14 protein-coding genes and 5 pseudogenes are annotated in these 17563 nt (G+C 36.0%); 11 read left to right on the forward strand and 8 right to left on the reverse strand.

Annotated features, from left to right (window positions below; all coding sequences use genetic code 11):
• Positions 1-718: RNA-guided endonuclease TnpB family protein (locus tag BAU27_RS21075; RefSeq protein WP_139254669.1), on the reverse strand; the 718-nt coding region annotated here is incomplete at its 3' end.
• A 184-nt stretch (positions 719-902) separates the two neighbouring features.
• Between BAU27_RS21075 and iadA the strand changes: the two genes are divergently transcribed.
• Positions 903-2075, forward strand: a complete 1173-nt coding sequence (iadA, locus tag BAU27_RS21080; RefSeq protein WP_071771811.1) for a beta-aspartyl-peptidase — start codon at positions 903-905, stop codon at positions 2073-2075.
• 17 nt (positions 2076-2092) lie between these two features.
• Here the strand turns inward: iadA and BAU27_RS21085 are convergent.
• Together BAU27_RS21085 and BAU27_RS21090 are read right to left on the reverse strand one after the other, a co-directional pair.
• Positions 2093-2344 (reverse strand): annotated as a pseudogene (locus BAU27_RS21085) (DDE-type integrase/transposase/recombinase); the annotation flags it as partial.
• 76 nt (positions 2345-2420) lie between these two features.
• Positions 2421-2939: pseudogene (locus tag BAU27_RS21090) on the reverse strand (RNA-guided endonuclease TnpB family protein); the annotation flags it as partial.
• A 39-nt stretch (positions 2940-2978) separates the two neighbouring features.
• Between BAU27_RS21090 and BAU27_RS32955 the strand changes: the two are divergent.
• Positions 2979-3191 carry a hypothetical protein gene (locus BAU27_RS32955; RefSeq protein WP_254797978.1) on the forward strand — a complete coding sequence of 71 codons (213 nt, stop codon included), beginning with the start codon at positions 2979-2981 and terminating at the stop codon, positions 3189-3191.
• Between the two features lie 270 nt (positions 3192-3461).
• Here the strand turns inward: BAU27_RS32955 and BAU27_RS21100 are convergent.
• Positions 3462-3950, reverse strand: a pseudogene (locus BAU27_RS21100) (Rpn family recombination-promoting nuclease/putative transposase); the annotation flags it as partial.
• Positions 3951-3980: 30 nt separating this feature from the next.
• The gene (locus BAU27_RS21105) at positions 3981-4730 is read right to left on the reverse strand and encodes a hypothetical protein (protein WP_071771812.1); all 750 of its coding nucleotides are present in this window, start codon (positions 4728-4730) and stop codon (positions 3981-3983) included.
• A gap of 78 nt (positions 4731-4808) precedes the next feature.
• On the opposite strand from BAU27_RS21105, the gene BAU27_RS21110 reads away from it, so the two are divergent.
• From BAU27_RS21110 to BAU27_RS21120, 3 genes are all read left to right on the forward strand, one after another.
• Positions 4809-5222 carry a hypothetical protein gene (locus BAU27_RS21110; RefSeq protein WP_071771813.1) on the forward strand — a complete coding sequence of 138 codons (414 nt, stop codon included), beginning with the start codon at positions 4809-4811 and terminating at the stop codon, positions 5220-5222.
• Positions 5223-5251: 29 nt separating this feature from the next.
• Positions 5252-6505 carry a copper resistance protein CopC gene (locus tag BAU27_RS21115; protein WP_071771814.1) on the forward strand — a complete coding sequence of 418 codons (1254 nt, stop codon included), beginning with the start codon at positions 5252-5254 and terminating at the stop codon, positions 6503-6505.
• 93 nt (positions 6506-6598) lie between these two features.
• Positions 6599-10243: a multicopper oxidase domain-containing protein gene (locus BAU27_RS21120; protein WP_071771815.1), complete on the forward strand. Its 3645-nt coding sequence runs from the start codon at positions 6599-6601 to the stop codon at positions 10241-10243.
• Between the two features lie 60 nt (positions 10244-10303).
• On the opposite strand, the gene BAU27_RS21125 is transcribed toward BAU27_RS21120, so the two are convergent.
• Positions 10304-10663 (reverse strand): hypothetical protein, encoded by a 360-nt coding sequence (locus BAU27_RS21125; RefSeq protein ID WP_071771816.1) that lies wholly within the window; start codon positions 10661-10663, stop codon positions 10304-10306.
• 212 nt (positions 10664-10875) lie between these two features.
• On the opposite strand from BAU27_RS21125, the gene BAU27_RS21130 reads away from it, so the two are divergent.
• The 6 genes and pseudogenes from BAU27_RS21130 to BAU27_RS21150 all read left to right on the forward strand — a co-directional run bounded on the left by BAU27_RS21130 (position 10876) and on the right by BAU27_RS21150 (position 15477).
• Positions 10876-11247: a hypothetical protein gene (locus BAU27_RS21130; RefSeq protein WP_254797976.1), complete on the forward strand. Its 372-nt coding sequence runs from the start codon at positions 10876-10878 to the stop codon at positions 11245-11247.
• Positions 11248-11267: 20 nt separating this feature from the next.
• A complete protein-coding gene (locus BAU27_RS21135) occupies positions 11268-11612 on the forward strand; it encodes a hypothetical protein (protein WP_083596105.1) in 345 nt (114 codons plus the stop codon).
• 140 nt (positions 11613-11752) lie between these two features.
• Positions 11753-12496 carry a hypothetical protein gene (locus tag BAU27_RS21140; RefSeq protein WP_071771817.1) on the forward strand — a complete coding sequence of 248 codons (744 nt, stop codon included), beginning with the start codon at positions 11753-11755 and terminating at the stop codon, positions 12494-12496.
• Positions 12497-12620: 124 nt separating this feature from the next.
• A pseudogene (locus BAU27_RS21145) lies at positions 12621-13307 on the forward strand (IS6 family transposase).
• A 436-nt stretch (positions 13308-13743) separates the two neighbouring features.
• Positions 13744-13914, forward strand: a complete 171-nt coding sequence (locus BAU27_RS32400; protein ID WP_175546551.1) for a hypothetical protein — start codon at positions 13744-13746, stop codon at positions 13912-13914.
• Between the two features lie 225 nt (positions 13915-14139).
• Positions 14140-15477: an amino acid permease gene (locus BAU27_RS21150; protein WP_071771818.1), complete on the forward strand. Its 1338-nt coding sequence runs from the start codon at positions 14140-14142 to the stop codon at positions 15475-15477.
• Between the two features lie 492 nt (positions 15478-15969).
• On the opposite strand, the gene BAU27_RS21155 is transcribed toward BAU27_RS21150, so the two are convergent.
• Together BAU27_RS21155 and BAU27_RS21160 are read right to left on the reverse strand one after the other, a co-directional pair.
• A complete protein-coding gene (locus tag BAU27_RS21155; protein ID WP_071771819.1) occupies positions 15970-16668 on the reverse strand; it encodes a YwqG family protein in 699 nt (232 codons plus the stop codon).
• 250 nt (positions 16669-16918) lie between these two features.
• A pseudogene (locus BAU27_RS21160) lies at positions 16919-17322 on the reverse strand (PH domain-containing protein).
• Positions 17323-17563: the final 241 nt, after the last annotated feature.

A 17563-nucleotide genomic window follows, 5' to 3' on the forward strand; every position in this document is an offset into this window, starting at 1 on the left:
CATGAATTCTAGCTACTTTTACTCGTTGTTTATTCCAGCGAGAAGATCCTTTCATTCTTCTAGAAAGAACACACTGTGCTTTTGCCAACTTCTCTTCTAATGATCGAAAAAACTTCGGATTTTTATAGGTAGTTCCATCTGACAAAATGGCGAAATCTTTTAGTCCCACATCCATTCCAATGTAAGAGTTTGTTTTCGGAAGTTCTTGCACTTCTGTTTCAACTAACAATGACACAAAGTATCTGCCAGAAGGGTTCCGTCTAACTGTAGCATTTAAAATACGTCCAATTACTTCACGACTTTTGGCAAATCGAACAAGACCTAGTTTTGGCAATTTCATTTTGTTTCCTACAACGGCAATGTTTTCATTTGTTTGTTTTGTGGTATAAGATTGTACGTTGTTCTTCTTAGATTTGAAACGCGGGGCACTGTTTTGTTTTTTGAAAAAGCGTGTATAAGCATCCGCAAGGTTGCGAACAGACGACTGAATCGCAATACTGTCCACTCCTTTTAGCCAAACAAACTCTTTCTTCATGGCAGGAAGTTTGGCAGAGCATGTACCATATGTCAAACCTTTTCCTGTTTCTTTGTATGCATTATCCCATAGAGATAGGAAATGATTGAATACAAAACGAGAACAGCCAATTGTTTTATTGATTAGGGTCGCTTGTGTTTTATTTGGATAGATACGAAATTTATATGCTTTATTGATCATCATTCGTTTCACCCCCATTTCGATATGTGTCTATTATACAACAAACGTACATTCGATAGGTAGTGAAGTAACAGTTTATGTATGTCGAACAATTAAGATGGCTTCCTACTCACTTCGCGTTCCTTGAGGAAGGAGTCTTCTTGGCTAAAATGATAAAACGAAAAGTATTGACAGGAGGAAAAAAGAATTGATTACCTTAATAAAAAATGGAGAAGTATACGCACCCAACTGCCTAGGACGGAAAGACATATTAATTGCAGATGATAAAATCGCATTCATAGATGATAGAATCGCAATTCCTAACAACTTTGCTCCTATTCTAGTCATTGACGCGGCAAATCTTTTGGTTGTTCCAGGATTTATCGATTCACACGTTCATATTATTGGTGGAGGCGGAGAAGGCGGATTCAAAACCCGCACACCTGAGCTGATGCTCACTGATATTACAACTGCAGGTATTACAACACTAGTCGGTTTACTCGGTACTGATGGGACAACACGTAAAATGGAAAGTCTGCTTGCCAAAGCGCGGGCACTTGAAGAAGAGGGAGTTTCTTGTTTCATTCACACAGGCTCCTATCAAGTGCCAGTAAAAACGCTGTCGGGAAAAATCGAAGATGATATTATTTTAATTGACAAAATTATCGGTGTTGGCGAGATTGCTATCTCCGACCATAGATCATCAGAACCTACATTTGAGGAGATAGTTAAAGTCGCCACTGCCGCACGCAATGGCGGAATTCTGTCAGGAAAAGCTGGCATATTAGAAGTTCATGTAGGGGACGGAGAGGGAAAACTTTCATTGTTGCATGAAATTGCAGATAAAACCAACATTCCGATTCGGCACTTCCATCCAACACATATAAACCGAAACGAAGAATTATTCAGAGCGGGTATTGATTACGCAAAACGAGGCGGTTACGTAGACTTTACCACAAGTACTACTCCTCAATTTTTGGAGGACGGAGAAGTGAAATGCAGTGAGGCATTACGTATTATGCTTGAAGATGGGGTCCCGGTCGGACATATTACCTTCTCCTCAGATGGACAGGCCAGCCTCCCCTTCTTTGACAACAAAGGGGAGTATGCAGGCCTTCAAGTCGGAAAAGTATCTTCGCTATTTCACGAAGTACGAGAATCTGTTTTAGTGGAAGGTATTCCGTTAGAAACGGCACTGGAAGTCATTACTACGAATCCCGCACAATTGCTGAAGCTTTCAAGTAAGGGCTGTATCCAAACCGGGAAGGATGCTGACATCGTATTGTTGGAAAAAGAAACGTTGGATATTCACAGCGTCATTGCAAAAGGCAAGTTTATGGTAGAAAATAAAGTTCCGATAGTGAAGGGTACATTTGAATAGAAAAGATAAGGAACTTCTAGTAATTGTTGCAATTCGTAATACACTGAAAAGGCGGAGTCTGTTTGATATCTTCGCCTTTGTTTATATAGAGCATGAACGGTTTCGATTCCTTTTATCTTACGTGAAGCAAGACGAATATTTTGAAATCCTAAGGAACGAGCGAAACAGCGCTTCACGTGTCGATGGTCCTGTTCTATAAGATTGTTTAAATATTTGATTGTGCAATGAGTCGTGTGTTTACAGAAACCCTTTTCGATTAATTTCTTGAACTACTCGCCACTTAACATCCTCACGGACTGTTTGAAGTGGGAGATTCCTAAGTACGGAAACCTAACGGTTTCTAATTCAGTAGACTATCCCCGTAGTTCCTACGGTTAAGAGACGCATTGCTTCGTTTCTAAGATTGAGCGCTGCATTTCGATCTCTATCGTGATTTACGCCACAAGAAGGTCAATCCGACTCACGAATTGTTAGATTTTTTACGTCTTTGTTTTTGTATTCACAATTGGAACATAATTGACTAGAAGCAAATGTTTTAGATACCATAACAACTTGTTTGCCATACCACTTTGCTTTATATTCCAACATGGTTCGAAATTGTGACCAAGATACGTCACTAATCGCTTTTGCAAGCTTTCTATTTTTGAGCATGTTACTGACTTATAAGTCTTCCATACCGATGACATCGTGGTTTTTGATGATTTCAGTAGAAAGTTTATGTAAGTAATCAGCTCTTGCATTTGCAATATGTTCATGGATTCGTGCAACTTTCACACGTTGTTAATTCCAGTTCGAAGAACCTTTCGTTCTTCTAGAAAGGATACGCTGTGCTTTCGCTAACTTTCCTTCTAATATACGGAAGAAATATGTTTATTAATGACTTAAGAATTTAAAGATGAAGAGATTGTTGTTTATCAATACTATCCTTCTGAGTCACCCGATAAAATAGGCAAAATCTATTATTATAAAAAAGAAAGAATGTTTTATGACTTAGAGCAAGCTCTAGTAGATTCAGAAACCATGAGAGAACATTATTTTAATTGTGCATGTACTAGGATTATGCGATATCTTAAAAGAAACGAGGACTTTCCTGACTGCATGGCATATGAAGCATAATGAAATGAACAAATAAATAAACCGGTTCCTTTAATAGGAACTGGCTTTTCCCACTGTTTCACAAGTTTATGACCTTCTACAAAACGAATTTAAATTTTATTATTTAAGATTCATTGCACCCCTTTACTCCTTAATTTTCTAATTATAGAAAAAGGTTTTTAGAACAAATCAAAGAACCACTTCTAAATAGATACAAAAGTGGTTCTTTAGTTGTAGTTACTGTATTCATGGCACAGCTTTTACTATGAGCCAATCAACAATAAAAGACTATTATAATAATATCTTTCGAATTTCTTCTGTACTTAGACCAGTGAATCTTGCAATGTCTTCTAGTAGCATACCATTCTTATGCATACCACGAATTAATTGTATCTTTCCTTGCTCAATCCCTTTTTCTATCCCTTCCTCTAAACCTTCTTCACGAGCATGTGCTATTTTAGCTTGTTCATCTAGAAGTACTTTCTCGCGAGCTTCATACGCTGTCCGGAAAGAGGAGTCATGGCTCATATTTTCCCATTTATTCATTGCCTTTTGTAAAATTGGGTCTTGATTCATCGCAATCTCCTCCAATATTTGAGTTAAATGCTCATCTTCGTGTGCTGGCAATAATAACATCCAACGAGCAAATGTATTTTCCCACGGGTTTACTTTTTCTTCACGCCACTGTTTTACCAACTTCGGTATTTCTACAAAATGAATTTCAATGTCGTCACTTAATAGTCGTTGCATTTTTGTATTCCATAATAGTCCGATGTGATGAAGAAACCCCCCATTGATTAAAGTTTCACTTTATTTTTTTCGTAATTGATGAAGCCTTCTCTTTACCCTTTTTACAAAACTTGAAAAAAGGGTAAAAATACGGATGATATTAATATAGGTAATATTCCTTATTACTATTTCTTGTGTATTACTACGTTTCTTTAAATAAACATGTTCATTCGTAACTTTTGTAATCCGTCCTGTATAAACTTCTTTTTGATCGTATATCCTTATATACACACCTTCCCATAGTTGTAAATGATTTGTAAATGCCTCTTCGAAAAATTGTTGTTTTAAATTCACTTGCTCTGCTACGGTTTTCCCAAACTGTAGCATCAATTTTTTTCGGAGAGTTTCATCATATATTAAGTGCTGATGAGATGTGGAAACATTAGGTATTGCATACGGAATATTCGCGTTTTGAATCGCTGTATATGGGATAAAAATACGCTCCATTAATGTTGTAAGCACAACAAAATCTCGGCCGATTTCATTTACTTTCGCTACTGTATGTAAGCAACTCCCACCCCGATTCGAAAAAACTTCCACGCGCTGATAACGTTTATGCTTAAAAAATTTCATTAGCATCATGACTTGTTTTCGCTCTGGTAAGCATTCACCTAGTACTTTTAAATTAGCACCATGCATGTATTCTTGGAGCATCTTTAATTCATGAGTCGGTAAAGCACTAGCTGGAGATGTATATCCTTCTTCTCTTTTTTCCTTATGATCCAAAACAAGACGATCCTTATCACGAACCTTTATTATGTCCTTTTGCATAAAAACCTCCTTTTTCTTCATTCATCATAAATATTTTATGATGGTAACTCATAGTTTAGTATGGAGGTGAAAACACAAATGAATTTTTTAAGTGCAATTATTTTATTTAGCTATTTTTTTATCGCAGCTCTTTCATACTTCCATTTATACAAATCTCGGCATCTCATTGGCTATCACTTAGGTATGAATATTGCAATGTTATCTAGTACAGCTATTGGTTTAGCTGTCGGTGCCGTTCTCGGATCACAATTCCCTTTAGATGAAGGCGTCATTACAATTGTCACAACGATAATTGCTGTTGCTATTGGCGTTGTATTTGGAGCATTAATTGATTATCAGACACTGCTAACAGGTGTCGCAAGTGGTATTATGTCTGGACTCATGGGACCAATGCTTGGTTTACACTCAACACAGCCCGCTTTCTTAATTATTTGCACAACCGTAGTTGTATTTTTATCTTTCATTTTGCTACGCTTTTCCGTTCGAAATTAACGAATTTTTAGTGGAGGAGCGATTTCGTCATGTGCAAACTTCTTAGATGGAAACGTATACTCATCTTATTTAGTTTTATCTGTCTTTTTTTGCAAACGAAACCCATTTTTGCAGAAACACCCCCCCTACAAATTCATCCTAATCCCAACGAGACACTGAATGATGTTCCATCAGAACTTTCAATGACTTTTTCAGCTCAAATTAATAAAGAAAAAGCTACTGTTCAAATTTTTGATGAAAAAGGAACGAAGATGGTTGAAAACTCGATTGAATTCTTAAATAACGAAACAACTTTATCCATACAATTACCTCAATTAACAAACGGAATTTATACCGTTATTTATTATATTCCATTTCATACAGGAGAAGTGATTCGTGATTCTTACATATTTACAATCGATAAACTGCCAAAAGGTACAAAAAAACGATCCATCTTTTCGTTCCTTTCCTTATTTCAACTTAAATATGATTCTCAATTTTGCGGAAATATTTTCGCAACCATCTCGAACAGTACTTGGATTATACTTCTTTATTCTATGAGTGTGCTTCAGTATATTAGTATCATTGCGTTACTCGGATGGATTATATGGGGAATTTTGTTTAGATCGACTAATTCTATAAGTTACAAAAATTATCAAACTAATCTTTTTATTTTCCAATTACTTTTTTTACTCGCAACATTACTTTTACTCATCATACAATCCATCAGCACAATTGACTTCAATATGAACGAAAAAATAATGGGAGTATCTATAGATATATTATATGGAATTGGCTGGATTCTCTTATTATCACTTTCATTCTTAGGATTTTTTGTTCTTTCTCGCCCGAAAATAATTTGTATTATATGGGTGATTTCCATTCTCTTTATTAAAAGTATGACAGCCCATACTCTAACTATATTTCCATCACTTTTTACAATAGTTTTTGAAAATATCTATTTATATATCGTTACTGTGTTAGGTGGAGGTTATTTATTTATAGCTGTTTTTCAAAAACAATTCTTTGTTCAGTCACTTCTCTCTAAATTCCATCTATATGCTTGTATTTTAGCAGCGTTTTTATTCACCTATAATCTGTTTATTTATATGAATTTAAATACATCTGGAGCAGCATTCTTCACGATTCAATTACTAACCATTCTCCTTTGTGTGATGCATCTATACATGTTTATCAAGCAGAAAAAAAACACCTCTATTTCTCTTTGTTTTCAAGCAAGTATTTTATTATGTAATATTATAATTCATGAATGGATAGGGTTTTACAATTACCTTTTTTTGTGAAGGTAAATTCGGTAAATTATGAATATTTTTCCATATTTTTTTTATATTTGAGATAGAGTGCGATTCTTTTTAATTTGGAGGGGGCTTGATACAATGCTGAGGGAGTATCATGTAGTGGCCATTCCGATTCGTATTGTAATTAATAACTTTGGCGATCACGATCCTGAAGGCAAGATATATGTTTTAAAAGAAAATGTCAGTAAAGTAAAAAAACTCGTAGAAGAGAATCCTTTTTCAACCGTAGATCTAGTGCAGCCACTCGTTATTCGTGCCAATGTAGGTGATACCGTAAAAGTGACCTTTGAAAACCAATTACCTTTTAGCACTTCCATGCATATTCAATTAGCAGAATATAATGTGGAGACTTCAGATGGAGCATTTGTTGGAAAGAACAACGGCACTACTGTTCCACCTGGTCAAAAACGGATTTACAAATGGGAAATCATCCGTGAAGAGATCCACCTTTTCTCTGATTTAGGCAACCCACTTTCCAGTGAAGAAGGAAGTAACGTACATGGTTTATTTGGGGCATTAATTGCACAACCAAAAGGATCTACATGGACAGATCCGATAACAGGATTACCCATTAACAGCGGGGTTAATGCAGATATTCATAACCCTCTTTTACCTTCTTTTCGGGAATTCGCATGGTTTTTCCATGATGAAATGGAAGTCAAAGATTTAACAGGAGCTAAATCAATTGATCCTCATACATTACAAAATGGGGCGACACACTCCGTTAATTATCGATCTGAACCGATGCGAAACCGCGTTCGTCTTATTCAAGAGGGGATTGTTTGTCCTGATTGTGAAGGCGAAGAAGTTCATCATGATTCCTGGGTATTTGGTGATCCAACCACTCCTATTTTACGTACTTACGTAGGAGACCCTCTTAAAATTCGTGTTATTCATGGTGGGGTAAAAGAAACACATGTCTTTCATTATCACGTCCATCAGTGGCTATTTGAACGTAACAATGTTAATTCCTTAGAGGTCGATTCATTATCTATCAGTCCACAAAATACGTTGACCGTTTCACCTTTATATGGTGCAGGAAGCTTACAAGGTGCATTTGGCGATGTTATTATTCATTGTCATCTTTATCCTCATTTTGGTGAGGGAATGTGGGGAATGAATCGTATTTTTAATACATTACAAGACGGAAACCAATTTTATCCAAACGGTGTACCTATTGTAGCATTACAGCCGCTTCCTGATCGGCCAATTCCACCTGCACCGACACGAGAGAAACCAGGATTCCCAAATTTTATTCCTGGTGTGTTTGGTTGCAAAGCGCCTCGACCACCACTTGGAATTGTAGGGGGCCGCGAGTCAACTGAACTTGAAATTAATCAATTTGATCCAAATGCTCGTCCTGGTGCAGTATTTGTGAACCCTTGTCCCGAAGGCACAAGAGTAGAACGGGTTTTTAATGTCGTCGGTATTCAAGTGCCTATCATATATAACAAAGAGGGCTGGAATGACCCAGAAGGTCGTATATTTGTATTAGAGGAAGAAGAAGAAGATGTGTTATCTGGTCGTAAAAAACCAGAACCCTTTGTAATACGCGCGAATGCTGGTGAATGTATTCGTATTAACTATACAAATAAGTTTCCTGAAACATTAGGTGGAAATGCATTTCAACTTGTAGAACGAACATATGAATCTGCTACTCATGTGCATTTCGTCAAATTCGATCCTCTTGTTGCCGATGGTGCTAATGTTGGCTGGAATTATGATAGCAGCGCTCTGCGAGGCGAAACAATTCAAATGCAATGGTTTGCAGATGTTGAATTGAAAGCAGTTTTCTTTCATGATCATTTATTTGCAAATTCACACCAACAACACGGGGTGTTTGCAGGAATATGTATCGAACCCAAAGGATCAAAATTTCTCGATCCTCGTTCAGGAGACACCTTATCATCTGGTACACAAGCTATTATTACAAATCCACTCATACCTGATTTTCGTGAATTTTCCTTGTTTGTTCATGATTTTTCGCTTTTATTTGATCGTAGGGGTAAACCACTTAATGCACCTAGATTTTCAGGTTCTGAGGGTGACCCTGGCGTTATGGCAATTAATTACCGAAATGAACCACTATCAGCACGATTAACAAATCCTGAAACTGACCCAGCTTTTGTTTTTAGCTCTTTCCTTCATGGAGATCCTGTGACACCATTATTAGAAACTTATAATGGTGATCCAGTACGCATTCGATTATTTCAAGGCGCCCATGAGGAATCTCATAGCTTTAACTTACACAGACAACGTTGGCGTAGAAATCGTCCGGATTTAGAATCAGAATTTACTCAGCAACAAATACTTGGAATTTCAGAAGCTTTTACAGCTGAATTTGCTATTGAAGGTGATGGCGACTTTGATATGCTATACAATTACGGTGGGATTGATGATATTTGGCTCGGCGCTTGGGGAATATTACGCACATTTAAAGAACGAGTCTCTCATCTATTCCCTCTCCCTGACCGGCCACAGCCACCAAAAAGAATTAAACCTTTACCGAAGCCTACTGGAGAGAATCCACCACCAGCAACAGATCCTGGTGAGCCTTGTTCACCTAATGCACCGGTTCGAAAATTTGAAATTGTTGCATGCCAAACAAAAATTAAATATAACAAAGCTGGTGATAATGATCCATTTGGTATTATTTTCGCTTTAAAAGAAGATGTTGAAAACATACAAAGCGGAAAAATAAACCCCGAACCACTTATATTACGTGCAAATACTGGTGAATGTGTAGAAGTTACACTCCACAATCAATTAACAGAGCCATTTCATAACGAAGGAGAACTTCATGGTTACCCAGAAGTGCCCGATGAAGATATTATTTTCACACCATCAAGACGAATTTCTCTTCATGCACAAATGGTCGCATATGACGTTCTAGGCTCAGATGGTGCAACAGTTGGGTTTAATCCTGATCAAACCGTAGCACCTGGGGAAAGTATTACGTATCGTTGGTTTATTGATCGTAACGTTGGCACTTGTAATCTTTGGAGTATGGCTGATTTACGTAGTCACCGGCACCACGGAGCTTTTGGTATGTTAATTACAGAACAAGCTGGCGCTCTTCATCTCGATCCTATAAAACGTGCGCCAATCCGAACGGGTAATCAAGCAATTATTTCACATCCACTTTTCCCAGAATTTCGCGAATTTGCTTTATTAATGCATGATGGCGTTCGCCTTGTAGATAAAAACGGCAATCTCATTATTGATCCCGAAGCAATTTTTATAGAACCCGAAGAAGAACTAGAAGATTCAGAAGATCAAGGATCTCGCGGCTTTAACTACCGCTCAGAGCGTATCATTCATCGCTTAAAGAAAAATCGAGATGTTTCAAAAGTATTTAGTACAATATTTCACGGAGATCCTGCTACACCAATCTTTTTAGCACATGCGAATGATCCAATTATCTTTCGTTATACTTTCCCTGCTGACAAACCACGAGCACATGCTTTTACAATACACGGGCATTCATGGCTTCGAAATGAAAATAATTTAAACTCAACTTTTATCGCTGTTCAAGGAGAAAACAGCGTTGGTTCCAGAGCAAATTTCATCATTGCACATGGAGCTGGTGGTCTAAACGGGAGACCTGGAGATTATATGTACCGCTCGGGTAATATTCGCTGGGATATTGAACTTGGTATGTGGGGTATACTTCGGGTACTAGAAAAGAGTAATAACATACTCCGTCCTTTACGAAACCCCTAAAAAATAGGCTATCCCTGCTTTTTTAGGGATAGCCTTCATATTCTCTGTATCAAATACAATCTAAATCACTTCTTCTGCATCAGGTTGATCAATCACAATTACATCTCCATCTTTAAAACGAATTTCTCTTATATTCTTCCATAGTATTGTCACTATTACTTTTCGGGTCTGCAATACGCCGATAAAATCTGTTCCCACTTCTTGAATCTTCCCAACAATAACCTTTTCATCATTCTCATCACAACGTATTTTCACTTCTATTCTATTGCCAATATTTTTTAAAAGACGGAAATTTAATCTATCCCTTAAACCATTAAAATTCAATGGGACCAACTCTTTACATATAGGATTTCTATTACCTATCCCAGGAATATTTAATATAGGGCGTGATACCCCTCTATTTTGTTTATCAGACCACAAAAGATACCCTCTCCTTTGACTCATTCTCTTCTTAGCTTATGAAAAAGAGAATGAAAAAGATACATACCAAAAACAAAAGGTTTTTATTTCCTTTTTACGGAAATAAAGGTACAAACCACTGCATAATAATAGATTGATAGTAAAAATTCATAATGAAAGGGGGATATGCGTATTTTCTCTCGGTACATACCATGAGATTTCACGCTATTCGTATGCCAAAAAAAAAATCAAACCAACAACATGGAAAACGACCACTTGAAACAAAAGATTGTTCACCACCAAAAAAAATCCCTTTAGAAAATACAGCAACTCTACCTGAAAATCAAGTATTTGTCGATTTATTAGGAAAAAACATTTTATTGTCTACACGTTCTGATCAACTAAGTATTTTAGGGCAAACATTCCGTCCTATTTTCACAGGGAAAATTGTAAGAGTAACAGATGGCTTCATTACACTATATCCTGTCATCATTAAAATGAATAATGCACCATTTTTTCAATTCCCTACACCTCTCAATTTTGCAATTGAAATGATCGCCTTCTTTTTACCATTTGACCCTAATACTAGATTTCCAATTCCATGATAATAAAGGTGGTGTGAAAAATGGAAAATCAAGATCAACTTAAAGAGAAAAAGCCGCTTCCTCCGATGTGTAGCAGTTCAGTTAACAATCCTTTAATTAATGAATTACGCCGTGCTAATGTTACACAAGAATTTGAAAACCACATCGGTTCTCGGGTTTTTATTCTAATTGCACAATTTCCTTTTATGATTATCGGTACCATTGTTGAAGTACAGGGAGATTACGCTTTTATTAAAATTGAAACAACTCAAATTAATGAATTTGATAATATAACGGCACGTGTACACATTGACGATATTGAAGTGTTCTTTATTGAAGATGGGAAATTTAAGATTCCAAACATTCAGCAAATCCCAGGAGTTTAAGCTAGCAGGCTATCCCACTTGTAAAGAGTAGGTGATAGCCTTTTTTTCGTATACAACGGGATGAATGATGGCACAGAAAGTATGAAAACCGCATTTATTATACTAGCCATATTTTATGGAACGAAAGGAGCCTTCAAATAATGAAAATGGACAACCCAAACCAGATTCCAAATTATTTTAATACCACTCCCTGCCATCCATTATCTACTTGCTTTCCGGATACCCCACCGGCCTTCCCTTCTCCTAACAGTTCACTTCCACAAGAAGAATTAGATCAATTAAAAGAGTGCATTGAAGAAGCAAATAATTTACTCCATGTTATTTCAAATCCAAGAGATCCAGAAAACACAAGAGCTTTACAGCTTTTTCTTTTAGCACTTCGTGGTTTAAAAGTACAAGCAATTATTGCATGTGACACTACACAGGAAAAGCTAATAGGAACTTTAACAAATGCAGGGAAAGATTTCATTGAGTTAACCAATGAAAAAAAAGGAAAAGTACTGATTCCATATCTACAACTTTGTTTATTGAAACAGGATTGTAATCAAAATCTTGTACCTCAACTTTTACCATTTAACTTTACTCCACCTATTCGGCAAAATTTAATATTACATTTTGGAAAAACAGTAGCAGCAAATCCCCTTTTAATTAATACTTTCTTTGGTATTTCTTTAGCACTTTACTTACAAGGCTTTATTGGAAAGAAAGTTACAATGCGACTACAAAATGAGGAAGAGCCTATACAAGGGATATTAATTGATGTTCAAGAAGAAGATATAGATGATGATATAAGACCTCCTGCTAAAATAAAAATAAAAGTTGCTAATAAGATTGTAAACGTTGATTTAGATGCCGTATGTTTTATTTCCGTCTGTCCTCGTTAAAAATACTCAACAATCGTACAAAATAAATCACCTAAATAACATACCTTTTGATTATCAATGGTTCTATTGCAAAGTTTTCTAAATGAAGCTACACTCTAGAAAAAAGTAGCGAGGAGAATCACAAATAAGATATTTTAAAGAGAAACAGTTCAAACAAGATATTATTTTGGTAGCCGTTGGCTACTATTGTCGTTTTGCTTTAAGCTATCGTGATGTCTCTGAAATTCTGAAAGAACGTGGTGTTTCGGTCCATCTCACAACCATTATGCGCTGGGTTCATGAATATGGAAGTTTGATTTATCAAATTTGGAAGAAGAAAACGAAAAACACTCACATGTCTTGGAAAATAGATGAAACCTATATAAAAGTCAAAGGGAAATGTTGTTATTTATCTCGTCCGATTGATATAGAAGAGCACACATTGAATATTCAACTTCGTAAAAAATGAGATCATCAGGCCGCTTATGCTTTTATGAAAAGACTAGTGAAAATGTTTGGAGAGCCAACGGTTCTCACTACAGATAAGGCGCCCGCATTACTTTGTGCGTTCAAGAAATTACGGGAAAAGGGGTTCTGTAAACACACTACTCATTGTACAATTAAATATCTGAACAATCTTATAGCACAGGATCATCGACAAGTGAAGCATTGTTTTGCCATATCCGCAGAATTTCAAAGTATTCGTTATGCTTCACGTACGATAAAAGGAATCGAAACCGTTCATGCACTATACAAACAAAGGTGAGGTCTTCAAACAGACTTCGCCTTTTCGGTGTATCATGAATTACAGCAATTACTAGTAGCCTCATAATATTTCCTCATACATTCATGCCTCTGTTTATCTCTTGAGAAACTTTGCAACAGAACCGGGAAGACTTACATTTACGATTGGTTATCATACTCCGGATACATCAAAAGAAAAAGTAGACCAATTTTTAGAAAGTGTGGTTAATCAACTATCATAATTGTAATAATCATTACGTAATAGGAGTATCACTCCACGCCCAACATGCTAAGCTTATATAAGTTTAATTTCACGTGAGGTTTTTCTTTTTTCTAAGGTTCCATAGTAATTTCATTATAGATTTGTATACCAAATAAAGTGAAACTTCCATCAGTGGGGGTTTTCTTCATCCCCCACCTATCTTCTTTGCTTTTCTCCAAATCTTGAGGTAGGGGTCTTACTACCCACGAATAGCGTGATAAAGTCATGACAAAAATCCGATAATAAAAAAGAGGTGATTTTGATGAGAAAATGGAATGAACAGGCGGCACCGAATAATAATTTGCCATCCAGCACAATTCGGTCATCTGAACTCCTGTTAGGAAAGAAAGCAGACCATGAATTTTCAGAGGAACTTTCCGATGGTGGAGAAAGAGATAAAAACATTCAAATACTCAAAAATAGTTCTAAATAGAAAAAAATAGTGGCGATGAAAAAATCGCCACTATTTTTTTCTTTGTACACCATATTCTCTTGAAAATACATTTCAAAATTATATGCCCAAATCAAAAAGATTATTGTATAGTTTAAATATTAGTTCGCCTAAGAAGAACTATGCAGCAGTCAGTGATGTTCCTCAATCACTTTCGAGAAAAAGATATTAACTTTGTTTCATTACTTATTATATGGGGGGTTAGACATGGCACAACAAAGCCTGAAGCGTGAGCTGCAACCACGCCACATTAGACTTATGGCGATAGGCGGGATGATTGGGACAGGAATTTTCAAAGGAAGTGCAGATACGATTTCAACTGCAGGACCTGGTATCGTTTTTTCTTATTTATTTGCAGGGTTTCTCCTTCTCATTGTTATGAGCGCAATAGCGGAAATGGCTATTGCTTATCCGGGTTTAAATATTCAAGGGATGATTCAAAAAGCTTTCGGTTCTCGTTTCGCCTTTGTTGTTGGTTGGCTCTACTGGATCGACTGGATTTTAGTTATTATTGTTGAAGTTTTGGCAGGCGGTAGCTTTTTACAATACTGGATTCCATCCGCTCCCTTATGGCTGCTTAGTTTAGCATGTACGGTGCTTCTTCTATTTATCAACTTGATTAGCGTCAAACTTTACGGTGAAATAGAGTTTTGGCTTGCAAGTGTCAAAATTATTACTCTGGTATTATTTATTTTGCTTGGTTTTGCTTTATTATTTGGCTTCATTCCAAATCATGAAGCAGCGTATTTCACAAACTATACAAGTCACGGCGGATTCTTTCCAAAAGGATGGGGAAGTATTTTCACAGCACTCTTAATAGTTGTCTTTTCTTTTGGAGGCTCAGAATTAATCGGATTAACTGTAACAGAAACGAAAAACGTGGAACAGACGCTTCCTAAAGTAGTAAAAGGGGTCATGTTCCGAGTAGTTTTATTTTACACATTACCTATTCTCATCATCACTGGACTTATCCCTTGGGACGAAGTAGGAAAGCAAGGCAGTCCTTTCGTGCAGGTTTTCTCTGCAACCGGATTACAAGGTGTAGCACATATTATGAACTTCATTTTATTGACCGCTGTGCTGTCCGCTGCTAATTCAGGAATGTATGCTACTTCTCGCATTTTGTACTCTTTGGCACAAAATAACGAGGCTCCGGCTTTATTCTCGCGTCTTACTAAGCGCGGTGTTCCTGTCTGGGGAGTTCTTGTCAGTTGCACTGGTTTATTAATTGGATCTTTTATCGCGTTCCTTACACCAGAGCATGTCTTTGGCTATTTGATGTCTATCCCGGGCTTTACTGTTTTGCTCATTTGGACTAGCATTTGCCTTGCACAATTTAAGTTGCGTAAACAGTATTCTAAAATGCCGTATTTTCGCGTGTGGTTATTTCCTTACAGTACCTTGTTTGCTGCAGCTGCCTTGGCAATTATTTTCATTTTCTTCTTGTTCAATGCAGGTAATATAATTAACTCTATTGTATGCGCAAGTATTCTTATCCTTTTATCCGTCCTATCCATTTTGGTTGGTAGAAAGGAATCGAAATAAAAATCTTCAGCTAAAAAGGGGTGCTTCCGCATGCCCATCAAGCTAATATTTTGATACTGAATAGAATGTTATTTAAGTTGACCAGACTTATGCTGGTTCCTTGAAAAATAAATTAGGAAGGCGGATGATATCCACCTTCCTAATTTATTTAATCTCAATACGTTTATAACCTGCTGGTTCTTGTATTTTAAATTTTTGCTTGTCTGTAGGCTCATTTAATTTAATGTCGTTTACCGTAATATTAAAAACTTTTTCTCCTTTTTGGCCTCACCATACATGCCCATCAACTTAAGAGAATTTAATACCCCCCAAAAGGAAATTTAGTGCATTTTGCATTTTTTTGTTTTTTCGGGATAACTTGTTCTTTTAGCTTGATGGACATGGGGTATTTGTATTTCTTAGCTTGATAGTGATGGCGTACCGCCAACATTTTAATGAAAATATACGCTAAGCAAGATTCTACATGAGAAAACGTCACTTTATATTCTATTCCTACAAGAAATCACAATGTGCGATCCAATCATTTGTTTTACTATTTTTAGCAAAGTAAATTCCGCCGCCATGAATAATCTTTAAATGTGCTTTTGGATCGTCTGTTATTTGAAAAATAAATTCATAATCCGCGGGCCATTGGATACCTGATTGGGCAAAGCAAGCATAGCCTCCTAATTTGTGTATGTAATGATTTTCTTCAAAAATATCCTCGTAGTAGTCAATCTCAATTGTGTTTTCAAGTTCAAGAATTCTATCTTGCATGTTGTTGGGGAAATCTTCCGTATCCCATTGTGGAAACTCATCAGTTACTAATCTTGGTATTAAAGGAAAAGGTTTTAGATTTGGAAACGTAAGTGACATTTCATTCGGTACTAGTTCCTCTAAAGAATCATATTCTCTAATACAAAAATTTCCTGATAAGTTGGACAAATCTTTAGCAAAGTTTGGAGAAAGAAATACTGCGATGGCTTTCATATCTTTTACTGCTTCTGGAACAAAAGGTATTTGAGTTAAATTAAGCATCATGATTGCATACATTTTGTCTTGATAGCGGTCGATTGGGGAAGTTTCATTTGGTAATGAATAGGGAATCTTTCCAATCCAACTTTCATTTATAGATAAATCGGGTCTTTTTCCGCCTGTTTGAAAGATAGTTGCTCTTTTTCTTAGGATATTCTTTATATGATCTATTTCCAAAGTATTTCTCCTCCTAAATATATATTTCATTTTCTCTTTATTTTAATGGATAATTATATTGTAACAATAATGTATGTTTTTGTTATAACGATTCTTTTGAAAGGTATTTATTGTAAATTAAGCAACTTTATTGTTACTTAACAATTATCATTACATATCCCATATAGAAGAAACAAAAAAATTCATTCTAATAATTCTTATATCAAAATCTTAATCAAAATGGATTTTTCAACTTTATAGAGACTGTTTTTTAACTATACATCTCTTGCAGTTTCACTAAGTTTTTTTATGATTTGATAATCCAATCGTAAAACTATTTGGATTCATAACAATATCCCCTTTATTACCTTTTAATGTAACAATAACTTTAGACTTTATTAGCCCTCTTTTTACTTTTATACCCTCTACATCTTCAATATTTATTATTATTTTATTACCATTAAACTTACCAGTTAACGGATTCAGTTCAAGCATCATTATCCTCCTATTAGTAAAACAAATCACTTGATGTTGATTTTCTAAAAATGCACCAGGTCCAAATTTAATATATTCTGATGTTGCCGCCATTTTCATAGTGTAAAAATAATAAAAATACGATTCATCTTCATGTGCTACCTCATTAAATAGTGCATCTAATACATTATTGTTTAACATTTCTATTCCCCTGATATACTAATAGTCCCTTACTATGTATCCTTTTTCTTCCTATCCACCATTAAATTTTACCTTAAACTACCCCCACTTTCACTTCGTTTAGAAGAGGGGGATTCCTAAGTAAAGAGTTCTATCGAACTCTAATTCATTAGGCTATCTCCACAGTCCCTGCGGTTAGAAGCCTTATCGCTTCATTCTTTAGATTGATACTTGCGTTAATATCCCTATCATGGTGTGTACG

It is taken from the genome of Bacillus sp. NH11B, assembly GCF_001884205.1.
GTDB lineage: Bacteria > Bacillota > Bacilli > Bacillales > Bacillaceae_G > Bacillus_A > Bacillus_A proteolyticus.

Bases quoted from the DNA above. Each gene is read 5' to 3' on its own strand.
- BAU27_RS21115 (WP_071771814.1), top strand. From the start codon at position 5,252: ATGTGCAAACTTCTTAGATGGAAACGTATACTCATCTTATTTAGTTTT.
- BAU27_RS21135 (WP_083596105.1), top strand. From the start codon at position 11,268: ATGGAAAATCAAGATCAACTTAAAGAGAAAAAGCCGCTTCCTCCGATG.
- BAU27_RS21130 (WP_254797976.1), top strand. From the start codon at position 10,876: ATGCCAAAAAAAAAATCAAACCAACAACATGGAAAACGACCACTTGAA.
- BAU27_RS21120 (WP_071771815.1), top strand. From the start codon at position 6,599: ATGCTGAGGGAGTATCATGTAGTGGCCATTCCGATTCGTATTGTAATT.
- BAU27_RS21110 (WP_071771813.1), top strand. From the start codon at position 4,809: ATGAATTTTTTAAGTGCAATTATTTTATTTAGCTATTTTTTTATCGCA.
- BAU27_RS32400 (WP_175546551.1), top strand. From the start codon at position 13,744: ATGAGAAAATGGAATGAACAGGCGGCACCGAATAATAATTTGCCATCC.
- BAU27_RS21150 (WP_071771818.1), top strand. From the start codon at position 14,140: ATGGCACAACAAAGCCTGAAGCGTGAGCTGCAACCACGCCACATTAGA.
- BAU27_RS21140 (WP_071771817.1), top strand. From the start codon at position 11,753: ATGAAAATGGACAACCCAAACCAGATTCCAAATTATTTTAATACCACT.
- BAU27_RS21105 (WP_071771812.1), bottom strand. From the start codon at position 4,730: ATGCAAAAGGACATAATAAAGGTTCGTGATAAGGATCGTCTTGTTTTG.